Annotated in this window: 13 protein-coding genes; 9 read left to right on the forward strand and 4 right to left on the reverse strand. The window is 44.7% G+C overall.

The window, feature by feature from the left end:
- Positions 1 to 278: 278 nt before the first annotated feature.
- Both BMX69_RS04865 and BMX69_RS04870 read right to left on the reverse strand, forming a co-directional pair.
- A complete protein-coding gene (locus BMX69_RS04865) occupies positions 279 to 1,940 on the reverse strand; it encodes an ABC transporter ATP-binding protein (protein WP_100041712.1) in 1,662 nt (553 codons plus the stop codon).
- On the reverse strand, positions 1,930 to 3,693 hold the full coding sequence (locus tag BMX69_RS04870) for an ABC transporter ATP-binding protein (protein WP_100041713.1): 1,764 nt from the start codon (positions 3,691 to 3,693) through the stop codon (positions 1,930 to 1,932). The genes BMX69_RS04865 and BMX69_RS04870 overlap by 11 nt, the downstream gene beginning before the upstream one ends.
- A gap of 195 nt (positions 3,694 to 3,888) precedes the next feature.
- Between BMX69_RS04870 and BMX69_RS04875 the strand changes: the two genes are divergently transcribed.
- The 8 genes from BMX69_RS04875 to rd all read left to right on the forward strand — a co-directional run bounded on the left by BMX69_RS04875 (position 3,889) and on the right by rd (position 11,330).
- Positions 3,889 to 4,254 (forward strand): Na-translocating system protein MpsC family protein, encoded by a 366-nt coding sequence (locus BMX69_RS04875; RefSeq protein ID WP_054789565.1) that lies wholly within the window; start codon positions 3,889 to 3,891, stop codon positions 4,252 to 4,254.
- 345 nt (positions 4,255 to 4,599) lie between these two features.
- Positions 4,600 to 6,477 carry a DUF4914 family protein gene (locus tag BMX69_RS04880; protein ID WP_100041714.1) on the forward strand — a complete coding sequence of 626 codons (1,878 nt, stop codon included), beginning with the start codon at positions 4,600 to 4,602 and terminating at the stop codon, positions 6,475 to 6,477.
- Between the two features lie 116 nt (positions 6,478 to 6,593).
- Positions 6,594 to 7,268: a GntR family transcriptional regulator gene (locus BMX69_RS04885; protein WP_025232514.1), complete on the forward strand. Its 675-nt coding sequence runs from the start codon at positions 6,594 to 6,596 to the stop codon at positions 7,266 to 7,268.
- A gap of 263 nt (positions 7,269 to 7,531) precedes the next feature.
- Positions 7,532 to 8,614, forward strand: a complete 1,083-nt coding sequence (gene uxuA / locus BMX69_RS04890; protein ID WP_100041715.1) for a mannonate dehydratase — start codon at positions 7,532 to 7,534, stop codon at positions 8,612 to 8,614.
- 13 nt (positions 8,615 to 8,627) lie between these two features.
- Entirely contained in the window at positions 8,628 to 10,241 is a 1,614-nt protein-coding gene (locus BMX69_RS04895; RefSeq protein ID WP_054789566.1) for a mannitol dehydrogenase family protein, read from the forward strand.
- A 98-nt stretch (positions 10,242 to 10,339) separates the two neighbouring features.
- On the forward strand, positions 10,340 to 10,681 hold the full coding sequence (locus BMX69_RS04900) for an arsenate reductase family protein (RefSeq protein WP_054789567.1): 342 nt from the start codon (positions 10,340 to 10,342) through the stop codon (positions 10,679 to 10,681).
- Positions 10,682 to 10,715: 34 nt separating this feature from the next.
- Positions 10,716 to 11,060, forward strand: a complete 345-nt coding sequence (locus BMX69_RS04905; protein WP_054789568.1) for a cupin domain-containing protein — start codon at positions 10,716 to 10,718, stop codon at positions 11,058 to 11,060.
- 111 nt (positions 11,061 to 11,171) lie between these two features.
- On the forward strand, positions 11,172 to 11,330 hold the full coding sequence (rd, locus tag BMX69_RS04910) for a rubredoxin (RefSeq protein WP_013272313.1): 159 nt from the start codon (positions 11,172 to 11,174) through the stop codon (positions 11,328 to 11,330).
- A gap of 99 nt (positions 11,331 to 11,429) precedes the next feature.
- Here the strand turns inward: rd and BMX69_RS04915 are convergent, their stop codons facing one another.
- Positions 11,430 to 13,514, reverse strand: coding sequence for a sodium-translocating pyrophosphatase (locus tag BMX69_RS04915; RefSeq protein ID WP_100041716.1), 2,085 nt, complete (start codon positions 13,512 to 13,514; stop codon positions 11,430 to 11,432).
- 398 nt (positions 13,515 to 13,912) lie between these two features.
- On the reverse strand, positions 13,913 to 14,872 hold the full coding sequence (locus BMX69_RS04925; protein ID WP_054789570.1) for an N-acetylmuramoyl-L-alanine amidase family protein: 960 nt from the start codon (positions 14,870 to 14,872) through the stop codon (positions 13,913 to 13,915).
- A gap of 139 nt (positions 14,873 to 15,011) precedes the next feature.
- Between BMX69_RS04925 and BMX69_RS04930 the strand changes: the two genes are divergently transcribed.
- A complete protein-coding gene (locus BMX69_RS04930; protein WP_100041718.1) occupies positions 15,012 to 15,974 on the forward strand; it encodes a tRNA dihydrouridine synthase in 963 nt (320 codons plus the stop codon).
- The last annotated feature ends 52 nt before the right edge of the window (positions 15,975 to 16,026 follow it).

Below are 16,026 nucleotides of genomic sequence, written 5' to 3' on the forward strand. Positions count from 1 at the left end.
TTGCTCCTTTTTCAAATAAAATCTTTATGATTTATTGAAAGTGCAAAGTCCAACGGACGAATTCAATCTACTCCGTGCAGTTTCGTCCGTTTCAGACTTTGCACGGAGCGGTGCCAATACAGAGCAGCATTTTTATTCTCCTTTATATTTACGGTTTTCGTTTCAAATCAAAATCACTTATAAGTAATTTTATTTATTTTACCATATCTGAGGCCAGAAAACTATACGGAATTCTAAAATGATAAGCGAATCATCATATCGTGCAGGTTTCATTAAAATTACAAGCATTTACTACCTATTTCTATTATTCGATGATTCCGGGTATTTACGTGCAGGCGGTGGGATATGGAAAGTACTGTTCTGCCTTCGCAGGCACGCTCTAAAGCATCCAATACTCTGCGTTCCGTATCGCTGTCAAGGCTTGCCGTAATTTCATCCAACAGCAGAATTTCTGGAGAGGCGGCTACCGCCCGGGCAATGGAAAGCAGTTGAAACTGCCCCTGCGAAAAGATGGCTTTTTCCACAGGGGTATTATAACCTTCCGGGAGTGCCAAAATGCTTTCGTGAAGTCCAACCAGTCTTGCAGCATCCTCCACCTGTTTTTGGCTGATGGCAGGATCAAACAAAGAAATCTGTTCTGCCATCGTGCCTGATACGGAATGGAATGACTGTTCCACATAGCCGAACAGCTTTCTCTTCCTGGTATCTGGGATTTTAGATGCCTCCACACCGTCTACAAGCACTCGCCCTTCATTAGGGCAATACAGTCCCAGCAGCAAACGGAAGATCGTGCTTTTTCCTGCGCCCGTTCTGCCCACAAGGGTGACCGCTTCGCCGCTTTCTACCTTAAAGCAAAGGTCGTTTAACACGGTATTTTCCTTATCATAGCAAAAGCTTACATGATCAAAGAAGATACAGGGCTTTGTGTTTGGAATTGGTCCCTTACCGGTGACCGATTCGTCTGTTTTTTCCCGTTCCGGCTCATTTAAGAATTCGTTGATTCTCTTTACTCCTGCAACAGCGGATTGGATATTTTGAATTTCCATACCAATACTTTCCAGAGGGTCAAATACCTTATTCACATAAGCGATGATGGCTACTGCAGTACCGACGGTAACACCAAAGAACTGCTGCACCTGTCCGCCCAGAGCGGCGCATATCATCATCACCGCAATTACGCAAGAACTGATGAAGATAACAATGGGAGAATAAATGGAATCATAAAGGTTTGATTTATCTGTTGCGTGGTAGCTTTCTTCAATGTAATCATCATATTTCTGCTCCATGTATTTCTGCCGGAACAGGGTGCGGATCATGCGGATCGTCCGTATTGTCTCAGGCACATGATTATTGACCTTACCCACTGCTGCGCGGTTTGCAAGCTGTGCCTTCAGTATCCGCTTCTGGAACAGGCGCGTCATGACAAACAACAGTGGTGTGACCCACAGCATCAGAATGCCAAGCCCCATGCTTTTATAAAAGATGACTGCCAGGATACTAAGTACCTTGCAGGCATCGGCAAACATACTGATAATGCCATTGGTGAACAGCGAATCTACCACATCCACATCATTTACAAAACGAGAAGTAGTTTTGCCTGCCTCGTGCCGTGCAAAATAGGCGGCAGGCAGACGCTGGAGCTTGGCGCACATTTCACTTCGAAGGCCGTGGGTGACCTTTTGACCAAACACGGTGATCATCACGTTCTGACCAGACTCCAATAAACCCGAAAGCGCCAGCAGTCCAAAATAGATCAGTGCGAGATAGAGTGGGATCGGCTGATGGGCAGTCAGCCGATTGACGATGTGTTCCAAAACCAACGGTGGGAGAAGGGCTGTCGCAATCGCTCCTGCGATGATGATCACCGTCATAAGGGTCATCCATTTGGAAGAGGAGATGATTTTTCTCAGCACAGAACCAAGACTGTTCTTATTCTTCATTTTGCTTTTCCCCCTCCATCTGTGCATGATACAATTCTGCATAAGTGGGATTTTTCTCCATCAAATCGCCATGGGTAGAAAAAACGCCTCTGCCGCCGTCTAAAAACAGCACCTGATCCAAGGCGGGAAACAGATACAGCCTATGGGAAATGAGTATCACGATTTTATCCGCAGCCAATGTACGCAGATTTTCAAAGATTTTCTGCTCCGTGCCGCGGTCAACCGCGGAAAAGGGATCATCCAAAATTAAAATGTGCTGTGCATGATAAAGTGTGCGGGCCAGAGCGGTTCGTGCCTGCTGACCGCCGGAAAGTTTTATTCCCCCGCTGCCTACTGAAGTAGCTGCTCCCTGGGGCATTTGTGACACCTCTTTCCCGAAACATACTGCCTGCAGATAAGGGGCAATGCTCCCATGTTCTCCAAGACGGATGTTCTCCTCAATACTGTCACTTACCAGGTCCGGCTGATGCCCCATGTAGGAAATCAGTCTGCTGCGTTCGTAGCCGCTCAGAGTGGAGAGTTCCCGTTCTCCCACACGGATGCTGCCTTCATAGGGAACTTCTCCAATCAAGGCTTTGCCCAGTGCAGATTTACCGCTTGCCACAGGCCCTGTCACACCAAGGATTTGCCCGGGGCCGGCAGAAAAGGAAAGGCCTTTGAGGATTTTAGGGCCACCCGGCCAACCCAGGGATAAGCCAGATACCGTGAGTCCCGCAGGTTTTGAAAAGTCGATGGCGGAATCCGTATTCTGTTCCACATATTCTTTCATCAGCGGTTTAATTCTTACCCATGAAACTTGTGCCTTTTGCACGGCATTGAACAGATTAGCTGCTTTGGAGGATTTGAGGGCCATTTTTGTAAAACAGGAAAGAAAAGTAGTAAACGCCGCGATGTTCCAGTTGGTCCAACCGGTTCCAAGCACGTTTTTAGAGCCTGAATAAATAATCAAAACTGCTCCGCACATGGAGATAATGTTGTAAATCGGCTGCATGGCACTTCCCCATAGGTTCGCTGAAACTGCACGTTTCTCATAATCCGCAAGATGAGATTCGTAAACACTGTCACGATTTGGCTCACAGCCATACACACGGTAGGTAATGGAATTAGAAATTCTGTCCATGGTGGCACTGTTTAACCGGCCTGCACTTTTCTTATATTCCATATTATACTGTGTGATGCGAATTTTCAGCTGCCCTGCAATGAAATAGGCAATGGGTGTAAAGATGCCGGAAAGCAAAGCCAGCCGCCAGTCATAAACAAAAAGCATGGCAAGATAAGATGCCAGTACCACGCCGGTATCAAATATTTCCGTGGTAAATTTCCGCATTCCCTCCACGCATGCGTCCACATCGGTCACCGCTTTGGTCATGATAGCTCCAAGGCTTTCCTGCTCCAGTTCCTCCTGGCTCATATTTACCAAACTGTTATACAGCATGTGCCGCATGTTGCGGCTTGTATCATTGGCGAACCTCCGTACATAAAACCGTTTGATGCAGCGCATCAGCTGAACGGCGAAAATGACGGCGAGGTAAGTGACTGCAAGCGATATCATGGTAGAAAAGGTCTGATACCCCTTCATGATATCGAACAGGCATTGTGCCAGCCTCCCTTCAAAATAGGGTCCGGCAATCATACCAACGTTATATAAGATACCTGAAACCATGACTAATAATAGCGGCCATAGCTCCAGTTTAAAATAGGACAGGATGTGGTCGGGCTTAGTAACTTTTTCGATCTGTTTTGGCTGGCTCATTATTGATGCCCCCTTTTAAAATGCGCTTAACTTCATGATACTATATCTATTTTCTTTGGTCAAGATTGGAGGGGGCTGGCCGATTGCCGGGGCCGATTGAAATCTAAGTACCCGATAAAATGTTAACTTTCGTTAATTAAAAAATCATTGACAGGCCCAGATTTTCATGATATTGTATCTGACAGGTGGTGTAATATGACAAAAGGTCAGCTGGAAGCTAAAATCAGTGAAGTTGTCAGTAAATTTGAAGTTGAATATATGGGAAGGGGTCCAAAGACGATCCGTACCTATGTATTAAATGATATGATCATAGTCAGGTTAATTGGATTCTTAAGCCCTTCAGAAAAGAAACTGACGGAAAGCGCGCAGGGTATTGAGCTGCTTAAGAAAGTCCGGACTTCCCTGTTCGAGGGCGGAAGAGAATATCTGGAGAAAATATTAACAGATGTTATGGATATGTCAATTATCAGCACTCACTCGGATATCAGCACGAAAACAGGTGAAAAGATCATTGTTATTACGGTTGATAGAAATTTGGAAGAGTTATATACAGCTAAATAACACCGGAAGACGTCACAAAGTAGAATTAATTCTAAGTTGTAAGTAAGCCGATATCCATGAACTGGATATCGGCTTTATATATATCGAAGGAGGAGGCGATGAATGAATAGGAGAATACTTTAACAACGAAATAAGAAGGTATTCGGCATGATTTTGTAAAGGGCATTTGGAAAAACAGCAGAACAATCACATGCCTGGAATATTAAAATAGAAACTATGTAATACTTAATAAAATTGGGAAACAAAGGTTGAAGAAGATCATTATAACTACATGGTTTGCGCCTGCCCCATGTTTGGCGCGAACTTCAGATGTGCATAAGGGCTTGCGCAGGAACGGAGGAAAATATGCTGGAATGTTTACGTGATATGAATTTACCCGAGTATGTAATGGATATATTGACTGAGTCAAAAGGTGTTGTTATTCCAAAGACCAGGGAAGATTTACTGACACTGGCAATGGGGAATTCTGAAAATACCAAGTTTTACATTGAATATGAAGTAGAAGGAAAAGGCAAGGTATTGGAAGCTACTGCTACGAAATGTAAAAACGGAGTCGTAGTCAATTATACGGACGATTACATGAGAAGACGTGATCCTGACTGTCTGTTGATTGCGGATCATAAACCAACAGATAAACCCAGATACGAAGAGGTTTATCAGTCTGATTTTAAAACTCTGAGAACGGAAACCTTTGACTGGCTGAAAAAGCAGGAGCTGATTTTTTTTCCATTTAAGTCAGGCGGACTTGAGTATGGATATGATTCAATCCTGATTGCCCCCTTAAACGCCGGATTTTTCGCTGCCGGACTTGCAGATCTGCAGGGATTTTTAAATATTGACGAGATTTCTTCTGATTTTAATCCTAGAGCGGTTGTATTTCTGGCTCCTCCGTTTCGGCATACCCATTTTGACGGTAAGCAGATCGTGGTTCATAACCGTCTGGATGAAATTCATGAAGTTTATTCCTATAATTTATATCCAGGCCCAAGCGCCAAAAAGGGCATCTACGGAGTTCTTCTCAATATTGGAGAAGAAGAAGGCTGGGTAACGGCACATGCATCTACGGTAAAAGTAATCACTCCTTATGACAATGAGATCGTCATCATGCACGAAGGTGCTTCCGGCGGCGGAAAAAGTGAAATGATCGAAGACATTCACAAGGAAATGGATGGAAGAGCTATATTAGGAAGAAATACGATTACAGGTGAAAAGAACTATCTGGTATTAAGTGAAACCTGTGATCTGATACCGGTGACAGATGACATGGCATTATGCCACCCCAAGATGCAGAATGACAGCAAAAAGCTGGTGGTTAAGGATGCGGAATCCGCATGGTTCTTGCGTCTTGATAACATCAAGTGTTATGGTTCCTCTCCTCAATATGAGAAAATACTGATTCAGCCGGAGGAGCCCCTTATCTTCTTAAACATGCAGGCAGTACCTGGTGCCACCTGTCTGGTTTGGGAACATACCCTGGATCAAAACGGAAAGCCCTGCCCCAACCCCCGTGTTGTTTTGCCAAGAAGACTGGTTCCCAAAGCCATTGATATACCTGTGGAAGTAGACGTGAGAAGCTTTGGCGTACGGACCCCGGCATGTACGAAGGAAAACCCGACATACGGAATTCTTGGTATTCTCCACATACTGCCTCCGGCACTGGCCTGGTTATGGCGTCTTGTGGCCCCAAGAGGATTCAATAATCCAAGTATTATCGATTCCCTGGAAATGACCAGCGAAGGAGTAGGATCCTACTGGCCGTTTGCTACCGGCAAAAAGGTGACCCAGGCAAACCTTTTGCTTGACCAGATTTTAAATTCAACCAATACCAGGTATGTCCTGATCCCTAACCAGCATATCGGTGCGTATGAGGTGAGCTTTATGCCCCAGTGGGTTGCCAGAGAGTACATTGCCCGCCGAGGCAGCGCCAAGTTTAAACCGGAGCATCTTGTGGAAGCCCGCTGTCCGCTTCTTGGCTTTGGTCTTGATTCCTTAAAAATTGACGGACAGTACATCAGAAGAGCATTTTTAAGGCCGGAAACCCAGCAGGAAGTAGGCATTCAGGGATATGACGACGGAGCAAAAATCCTGACAGACTTCTTTAAACAGGAGCTGATGAAATATTATACCGATGATTTAAATCCGTTAGGAAAGCAGATCATAGATATGTTCCTGGCAGGTGCTACGGTTAAGGAATATCTGGAAATCATCCCTATGAGATATTAGGATTGTCCGGAGGCCGGAGGTTTCTGGAAACAGCGCACTTGTATACTAGTGCTTGACAATGAGATTATTTTCGCTTATTCTAAGTATGAACAGAATTTGAGAAAAGAGGTCATGATATGCGGCTGACAGAACGGTATTCCAAAGAGACAGGAAGGGAATATGCACTCCGGATGTTAAAGGATAATATCATACATCTTGATCTGGTTCCCGGGAGTATGCTGAGCGAGAATGAATTGTCGTCAGAGATGAATTTATCCCGGACTCCGGTGAGAGAAGCACTGATTGAGCTGTCAAAGGTGAAAATCGTGGAAATTTATCCTCAAAAGGGAAGCGCAGTGGCTTTGATCGATTATAAGCTGGTGGAAGAGGCGATTTTTATGCGCAATGTCCTGGAATGCGCAGTTGTGGAACTGGCTTGTAAGACGGCTGGGGAAGAAGCAGTCATGGGGTTGAGAGAGAATGTGAAGCTTCAGGAGTTTTATCTGGAAAATCGTTCTCCGGAGCGGCTTCTTAAGCTGGATGATGAATTTCACCGGCTGCTGTTTCACATAACCGGCAAGGACCAGGTTTATCAGCTCATGGACAGCATTACCATTCACTTTGACAGGATACGCAGCATGTCTCTGATTGCAGTAAAGGATCTAAAGACAATTTCCGACCATCAGGCCATTGTGGAAGCCATTGCTGCAAAGGACGGAAGCAAAGCAAAAGGATTGATGGAAAAGCATTTATCCAGATATAAAATCGATGAAGAAGCCTTGCGAAAGGAATATTCGGAGTATTTTCTGTGATGTTGGCTTTATGATTTAAATATAATATAAGCGGTAATAAGAGAAGGAAAGCCTCTTTCTCTTATTACCGCTTTTTTGTGATCTGATGTCAGGCGCTTGAGAAGGATTGACTTATACATTATAAACAAAAAAAAAGAAGATATTTATGAAATATGCTGATTGAACTACTAGTATACTAGATATATACTTAAGTCAGGACTTAATAGTCATAAACAATTGCATTTGGATAGGAATAAGAAGTAAGGAAACGGAGGTATTCAAACATGAAAATGATTATGCGTTGGTTTCCCTTTGGGGATGACAGCGTGACCCTTGGCCAGATCCGCCAGACACCGGGGGTTTCCGGTGTGGCCACCTGCCTGCCTAAGGTTCCTGTGGGACAAGTATGGCCCCTGGAGACCTTAAAAGCCCTGAAAAAGGAGATCAATGAGGCCGGTCTTGAGATGGAGGTAATCGAAAGTGTCAATATCCATGAAGACATAAAGAAAGGCCTTTCTACCAGGGATGAGTATATTGATGCTTATATAAAGACCCTGGAGCATTTAAGCCTTGTTGGGGTCAAGTGTCTCTGCTATAATTTTATGCCTGTGATGGACTGGGCACGAAGTGATCTTGCCTATCAGACGGAAGACGGAAGCTATGTTATGGCTTACCGCCATGATGAGGTTTTACAGATGAATCCGGAAAAGATGGCAAAGGCCATGGAGGGAAAAGCAAGAGGATACTCCCTTCCGGGCTGGGAGCCGGAGCGGCTTTATGCCATGGCTCAGGACATTGAGTTTTATCAGTCCATGACAAGGGAGCAATATTGGAACAATATGAAATATTTCCTGGATGCGGTAGTTCCATATGCGGAGAAGTATGACATTAAGATGGCAATTCACCCAGATGATCCGCCATGGCCTCTTTATGGGCTTCCAAAGGTCATTACCAATGCGGAAAATATCCGGACATTTCTTGATTTAAACAGCAATCCCTATAATGGACTGACCTTATGCACCGGCAGTCTGGGAAGCGATTTAAGCAATGACATTCCGGCCATGATGCGGGAGTTTGGAAACAGAAAGCGGATTCATTTTGCCCACATCAGGAATGTGCACCATCTTTCGGAAAAGGATTTTGATGAAGCGGCTCATCTTTCTTCCTGCGGGGATTTAGATATGTTTGCCATTGTAGAGGCTTTGTATGAATCTGGCTTTGAAGGATATATCCGTCCGGATCACGGCCGCATGATCTGGGGAGAGCAGGCTCGTCCTGGATATGGTCTGTATGACCGGGCCATTGGAGCTAATTATCTGTTAGGTCTTTGGGAAGCCATTGATAAAACCCATAAAAATAGAAAATAGGAGGCATGGATTTATGAAACTGAATCGGTCCTGTTTAACAAACCGGGAAGCCTGGGAAAAGGCATCCGTAAAGCTGCCGGAATTTGACTGGGAAAAAATGAGGTCGACCACGGATAAGTCGCCGAAATGGATTCATTTTGGAGCAGGGAATATTTTCCGGGGATTTATCGCAGTTTTGCAGCAGAGCCTGCTAAACGAAGGTCTTGAGGAAAGCGGAATCATCGCGACAGATACCTTTGATTATGATATTATTGATAAAATATATACCCCCTTTGACAATATGACCATGATGGTCAGCTTAAAACCGGACGGAACCATGGACCGGGAGGTTGTGGCAAGCGTTGCCAGGGGCGTAAAAGCTGATGTGAGCAATGAAACAGATTTCGGATATCTGGTGCAGACGTTTGAGAACCCTTCTCTTCAGATGGTAAGCTTTACCATCACTGAAAAAGGATATGCCCTTGCCAATTTCCGCGGAGAGCTTTTTCCTGTTGTGGAAAAGGATATGGAAGATGGTCCGGAAAAAGCCACCCATGCCATGAGCGTAGTGACAGCCCTTCTTCTTAAACGGTATCTTGCAGGAGGTTCACCTTTGGCACTGGTCAGCATGGACAATTGCAGTCATAACGGAGAAAAATTAAGGGACAGTATCGTATCCATCGCTGAAGCATGGACAAAGAAGGGGTATGCCTCCGAGAGTTTCCTTTCCTGGGTTCAGGATGAAAACAAGGTTTCCTTCCCCTGGTCCATGATCGATAAGATCACTCCGCGACCGGCTGAAGTGGTGCAAAAATTACTGGAGGAAGATGGAATCGAAGATATGGCACCCATCATCACCAGCAAAAACACATACATTGCCCCATTTGTCAATGCTGAGATTCCTCAGTATTTAGTGGTAGAAGACCGCTTTCCAAACGGACGTCCGGCACTTCATAAGGCTGGGGTATACATGACAGACCGGGATACGGTAAATAAGACAGAGCGTATGAAGGTTACCACCTGCTTAAATCCTCTGCACACGGCACTGGCAGTATACGGCTGTCTGTTGGGATATAACAGCATTGCTGCAGAGATGAGAGATGAGGACTTAACAGCCCTTGTCGAGCGGATCGGCTACAAAGAAGGCCTTCCGGTGGTTACGGATCCGGGAATCTTAAGTCCTGAAGATTTTATCAGAGAGGTGATAGAATACCGTCTGCCAAATCCATTTATTCCGGATGCCCCGCAGAGAATTGCAACTGATACCAGCCAGAAGATCCCCATCCGTTTTGGAGAGACCATAAAGGCTTATCTGGCAGATGAAAATCTGGATGTGCAGACCTTAACCGCGATTCCGCTGGCGATTGCAGGCTGGCTCCGTTATCTCCTGGGTGTGGATGATGAGGGAAATGCCATGGAGATCAGCAGCGATCCCATGCTTTCAGAATTAAAAGAACAGTTAAAGGGAATCAGGCTGGGAGAAAAGCCTGAAGGAAAAGAGGGACTTGAAGAGATCCTGTCCAATCCTGTTCTTTTTGGAACTGATCTGGTTAAAGCAGGACTTTCCGGAAAAATTGAAACCATGCTTTATGAAATGTTAGAAGGTCCAGGAGCAGTGAGAAAGACACTGCAGCGGTATGTAAAATAATACTATAAAATGGGGAACTCCTGGTTATTGAAACCAGGGGTTCCCTGTGTTATAATGGGCCTGTCAGAAAGAAAGTACCAGAAAGGTGGACAAGGCCCGTGAACATACAGATTTTTGGAACCGGAAAATGTTTTGAGACCAAGAAGGCACAACGCTATTTTAAGGAACGCGGAATCAAATATCAGTTTATTGATATGAAAGAAAAGGGGCTGAGCAAAGGCGAGTACAATGGGGTCAAGCAGGCGGTAGGAGGACTGGAAGCGATGCTTGATGAAACTTGTAAGGATCAGGAAGCCCTTGCGCTTATCAGATACATTGCCGGTGAGGATAAAGATGAAAAGGTCCTAGAGAACCAGAAGGTACTGAAAACTCCTATTGTCAGAAACGGAAGGCTGGCTACGGTTGGATACCGGCCGGAGGTGTGGAAGAATTGGAGTTAGGCTTATAGAATGAAAGGAGCGAGGAGAAGACATGATGAAAAAGCCAGAGAAAGATCAGATGTGGGTATTTAATAAGGATATAGAAGGTGTTCAGGCTTCCGAAGGCGTTGTCAGAAAGGTTCTGGCATACTGTGATGGAATGATGTGTGTGGAAAACCAGTTTGAGAAGGGGGCTATTGGAAGCCTCCACAGCCACCCCCATACCCAGATTACCTATGTTGCCAGCGGAAAGTTCGAGTTCACCATTGGTGATAAAAAGAATGTCGTAGAGGCAGGAGATACTCTTTTAAAGCAGGACGGCATCGTCCATGGATGCGTTTGCCTTGAAAAGGGGATTTTGGTAGATATTTTTACACCTATGAGAGAAGATTTTTTATAAATAACAGGGTCTTCGGAGAAATAAAAATAGGACATGTAAAATAAATCTATTGATAAAAATGGTATAATATGCTATAAAGAAAGCACAGTGAAGTTAAAGGAGGTGATAGGGATGGGAAAGTATGTTTGTGAGCCATGCGGATATGTGTACGATCCTGAAATCGGTGATCCAGACTCTGGTATTGAGCCAGGTACTGCATTTGAAGATTTACCCGAAGATTGGGTATGCCCAGTTTGCGGAGTTGGTAAGGACATGTTTGTTGAAGAGTAAGATTGCAGCCGTCTGGCCGCAAATAAAACCTTCAAGCTGTCGGCAGGTAATCTGCCGGGCTTGAAGGTTTTTTACTTTTTGCGGATCAGTGTGTATCCATTATAATAAATGGAAAGCCAGAACAAGTGATGCAAATACAATAGAAACCATGGAAGTAAGTTTTATTAGAATGTTGATCGATGGTCCGGAAGTATCCTTAAACGGATCACCTACCGTATCGCCTACGACTGCGGCTTTATGCTGGTCGCTTCCCTTTCCGCCATGTGCGCCCTGTTCAATATACTTCTTTGCATTATCCCATGCGCCTCCGGAGTTAGCCATCATGACAGCAAGAACAAACCCTGTAACGGTATTGCCGGCAAGAAGAGCACATACGCCTTCCGGCCCTAATAATAAGCCAATGACAATCGGAATAACAACGGCTATCATGGCCGGTGCAATCATCAGCTTTTGTGCCGATTTTGTACACATATCAACACAGGAAGCATAATCCGGTTCCGCTTTTCCTTCCATGATTCCGGCTATGGTCTTAAATTGACGGCGGACTTCCAATACGATGGATTGTGCGGCTTTGCCTACGGCCTCCATGGTGAGAGCTGCGAATAAGAACGGTAATACACCGCCGATAAACAATCCTACAAGAACTTTTGGATTGGTTATGGTTAAATCCAGGAATAGATCCGGTTGAATCTGATGTACTTTATCAACATAAGAAGCAATCAGTGCAAGAGCGGTAAGGGCAGCAGAACCGATGGCAAATCCTTTTCCTGTTGCTGCAGTGGTATTGCCAAGGGAGTCCAGAGCGTCTGTTCTCTGTCTTACGGAAGCATCCATATGTGTCATCTCAGCAATGCCGCCGGCATTATCAGCGATCGGTCCGTAAGCATCCGTAGCCAGTGTAATACCCAAAGTGGATAACATACCGACAGCAGATAAACCGATTCCATAAAGTCCGAGGTTAAAATCACTGGCACCTCCGGAACAATAGTAGCTTACAAGGACAGAAATACTTACGATGATGACCGGTGCGACAGTAGAAAGCATGCCAAGGGATAATCCGCTGATGATGACTGTTGCGGCTCCGGTTTCACTGGATTCTGCTAATCTTTTAGTTGGGCTATAGGTATCTGATGTGTAATATTCTGTAATGGCTCCGATTAAAACACCCGCTATTAATCCTGAAAGAACGGCTGCATAAAGTCCCATATGACCGGGAAGCATCAGCTTTATAATAAAAAACGCTGCAACAACAATGATTGCCGCACTAATATAAGTACCGGTTCTAAGTGCTTTGAGTAGGTTCTTCTGAGAGGCACCTTCCTCTGTCTTGACAAAAAAGGTACCAATGACGGAAGCGATTACACCCAGTGCTGCCAGCAGCATCGGTATGGACACGCCCTTGATTCCGTATCCAGCGGCAACAGCAAGAGCTGCTGTTGATACAATAGAACCCACATAGGATTCGTAGAGATCAGCGCCCATTCCGGCTACGTCACCTACATTATCACCTACATTATCGGCTATAACAGCCGGGTTACGCGGATCATCCTCTGGAATACCGGCTTCTACCTTACCGACAAGATCTGCCCCCACATCTGCTGCCTTGGTAAAGATACCGCCGCCAACCCTGGCAAAGAGGGCCATACTGGAAGCACCCATTCCAAAGGTCAGCATATTCGCTGTGATTTCCGTAATGCGCTGTTCAACCGGAAGATGTTGAAAAGCTGCGTTTAAAATGAAATACCAAATAGAAAGATCCAGGAGACCAAGCCCGACTACTGTAAAACCCATAACCGAACCGGCTGAGAACGCCACCTGAAGTCCTTTATTCAAACTTTTTGAAGCTCCTTCTGCAGTTCTGCAGTTAGCCATAGTTGCAGTGCGCATACCTATGAAGCCGGAAAGACCTGAGAAAAAACCACCCGTTAAAAATGCAAACGGGGTAAAAAAGCTTAGGAAACCGTTAAATGCCATAATAAGTAAAATACAAAAAACAGCAATGAAAAATATGGCAACCCCTGAATATTGACGTTTCAAGTAGGCATTTGCCCCTTTTCTTACAGCTTCAGAGATCCGGGCCATTTCTGGGGTACCCTCTGGTTGTTTTTTAACACGAAGGAACATGACCCAGGCAAAGATAATCCCCAACAATGACCCCATTGATACAAAATAAATTGCATCCATTACTTCATACCTCCAGTTTTATATTTTGATGATTTCATTATAGTACCAATTAATATATAATTTCAACAAATAAATGAATGAATTTACTAAAAAAAAGTAATATTTTGCACATAATTAAGAAGAAATCCGAATTTGAATGTTGTTTTTTAACACTTTCTTAACACTGCTCTTTATGTCAGTGATTATTCGGTTCAGTGGATCTCTAATAATGATGATATTCGATTTTTGCTGGATTATTATTGGTAATATTATAATTTTTTTCTTTTGGGCTTGATATTTTTGCAGGAAAAGATTTTCCAACCAAAAAGAACCCCCTGCCCTCATGAGTGAGGGGCAGGAAGTTCTTGCTGCCATTGGCATTTTTTTCATTTGCAGGTTATTGACTGTAAGTGTAGTGCTTAACTTACACCAGGCCCCTTACTTTCGGAGACAGCGGGTGGAGCAACAGTCCCTTCGTTCTGACTGTTGGTATTCTGGGTTGTCTGAGCTGTCTGAGTGGCCGGAGCTGTCTGGACAAATGTAGATTTACCTGCTTTTTGCAGATATTCCATAATTCCTTTTGCATCCGCCTCTCCCAGTGCCTTATACTGCTCCTCTGTTGACAAAAACAGGGTCAAGTCGCTGGTATGGTTTAAAAAGCCGTGTTCAATGATAAAGCCTCTGATTCCATACATCTGGGAATAACGGGGAATCGCATAATAATCGGCCTGGCTTCCGTCGGGGAATAAGGTCCCGTTCTCCGAATCCCGGAGAATCAGTCCCCGGTTGTTAAGTCCCAGACTATTTAACTGCTTTAGGATGGTACTTGCGGCTTCCTGGGACTGGAGGGCCAGTTCGTTGTTATAGCGGCCGGTTCTGGGGGCCATGGAGCTGACTCCATAAGCATTTTTCACTGTGCCGTTTCCCAAAGCCGAATCTACATGCTGGCTTACGAAAAGATCTGCATGTACAGAGGCGGCAAAGGCGGCCCGCTGATCCAGAGGGACGGTGACTTCTGCACTGTCCTTTGTTAAATAAACCGTATAATTGGAAAACTGTTCCAGATACTTCTTTGTATAGGAAGCGATCTTCATGGTGATCTCATCTTCATAATAGGTGACTCCATTATATACAAAGTTGCAGCCGGAATAATGCCCGCCTGTCTTGCCATGGCCCGGATCCAGGACTACGATAAAGTTGGAGTTGTTGCTTCGTACGCCCGGTCCTATTTCAGGTGTAATTGTCTTGGTTACCGGAGGTGCAAAGGCCGGCCCGGTTTCTTCTTCTGCCCATGAGACGGAAGAGGAGGTGGTAGAAATAAGAACAGCAAGTAAAAGGGCCTTGGCGGCTGCAGGCAGTAAGTTCTTAAAGTGTGTCATGATCGATCCTCCAGAATAATGCATTTTGCATTATATTATAACACTCTTTGGCAGATTCTGTAAATGGCCTTCTATGAATTTGTCGCTTATTGTGGTAAAATGTACCGATATAGAAATAACAGAAAATGGAGACTGAAACATGAAGTATTATTTTGCCCCCATGGAGGGGATCACCGGCTACATTTACCGGAACGCTCACCGTAAATTTTTTGATCAGGTAGATATATATGTGACTCCTTTTATTGTGCCCACCCAGAACCGTAAATTTACCTCCAGGGAAAAAAATGACATTTTGCCGGAGCATAACGTGGGATTGCATGTGATTCCTCAGATTCTCACCAATAAAGGGGAAGATTTTATATGGGCGGCAAATGAACTAAAGCAATTCGGATATGAAGAGGTGAATTTAAATCTGGGCTGCCCTTCTCCCACAGTGGTTACTAAGGGCCGGGGATCCGGCTTTCTTGGAGAACCGGAACTGCTTCAAATCTTCTTTGATCAGATCTTTTCCGCCTTGGATATGAAAATTTCTGTAAAGACCAGGATCGGAAAGGACAGCCCGGAGGAATTTGGAAGGCTCATGGAAATTTATAACAAATATCCGATCGAGGAGCTGATCATCCATCCCAGGGTCCAGAAGGACCTCTATAAGAATGAACCTGATTGGAAGGTGATGAAGGAGGCAGTCTCATTAAGCAAAAACCCTCTGTGCTACAACGGAAACTTGTTTTCCGCGGAAGATTATAAGGAATTTACTACGGCCTTTCCTTCCATAGACCATATCATGCTTGGAAGGGGAATGGTGGCCAATCCCGGACTTGCAGGGGAAATGAAAAACGGGGAGAAAATGGAAAAGGGGCAGCTGAAAGCCTTTCATGATGAGATCCTGAAAGGATATGAAGAGATCATATCCGGGGACCGCAATGTCCTGTTTAAGATGAAGGAGCTGTGGGCTTATATGATCCAGATGTTCGACGGCAGCGAAAAACACGGGAAAAAGATCAGAAAATCCCAGCACCTTGCAGATTACAGGGCAGTGGTTGACAGCCTGTTTGGAGAACTGGATTTAAAAGAATCGGGTGGGGCTTTTGGCGGCGTATAAGAATGGAATGATCGTTTATAAGAAAAATATAAAATGATTATAAATTTTTTTA

The organism is Lacrimispora sphenoides JCM 1415, assembly GCF_900105615.1.
Classification (GTDB): Bacteria; Bacillota; Clostridia; order Lachnospirales; family Lachnospiraceae; genus Lacrimispora; species Lacrimispora sphenoides.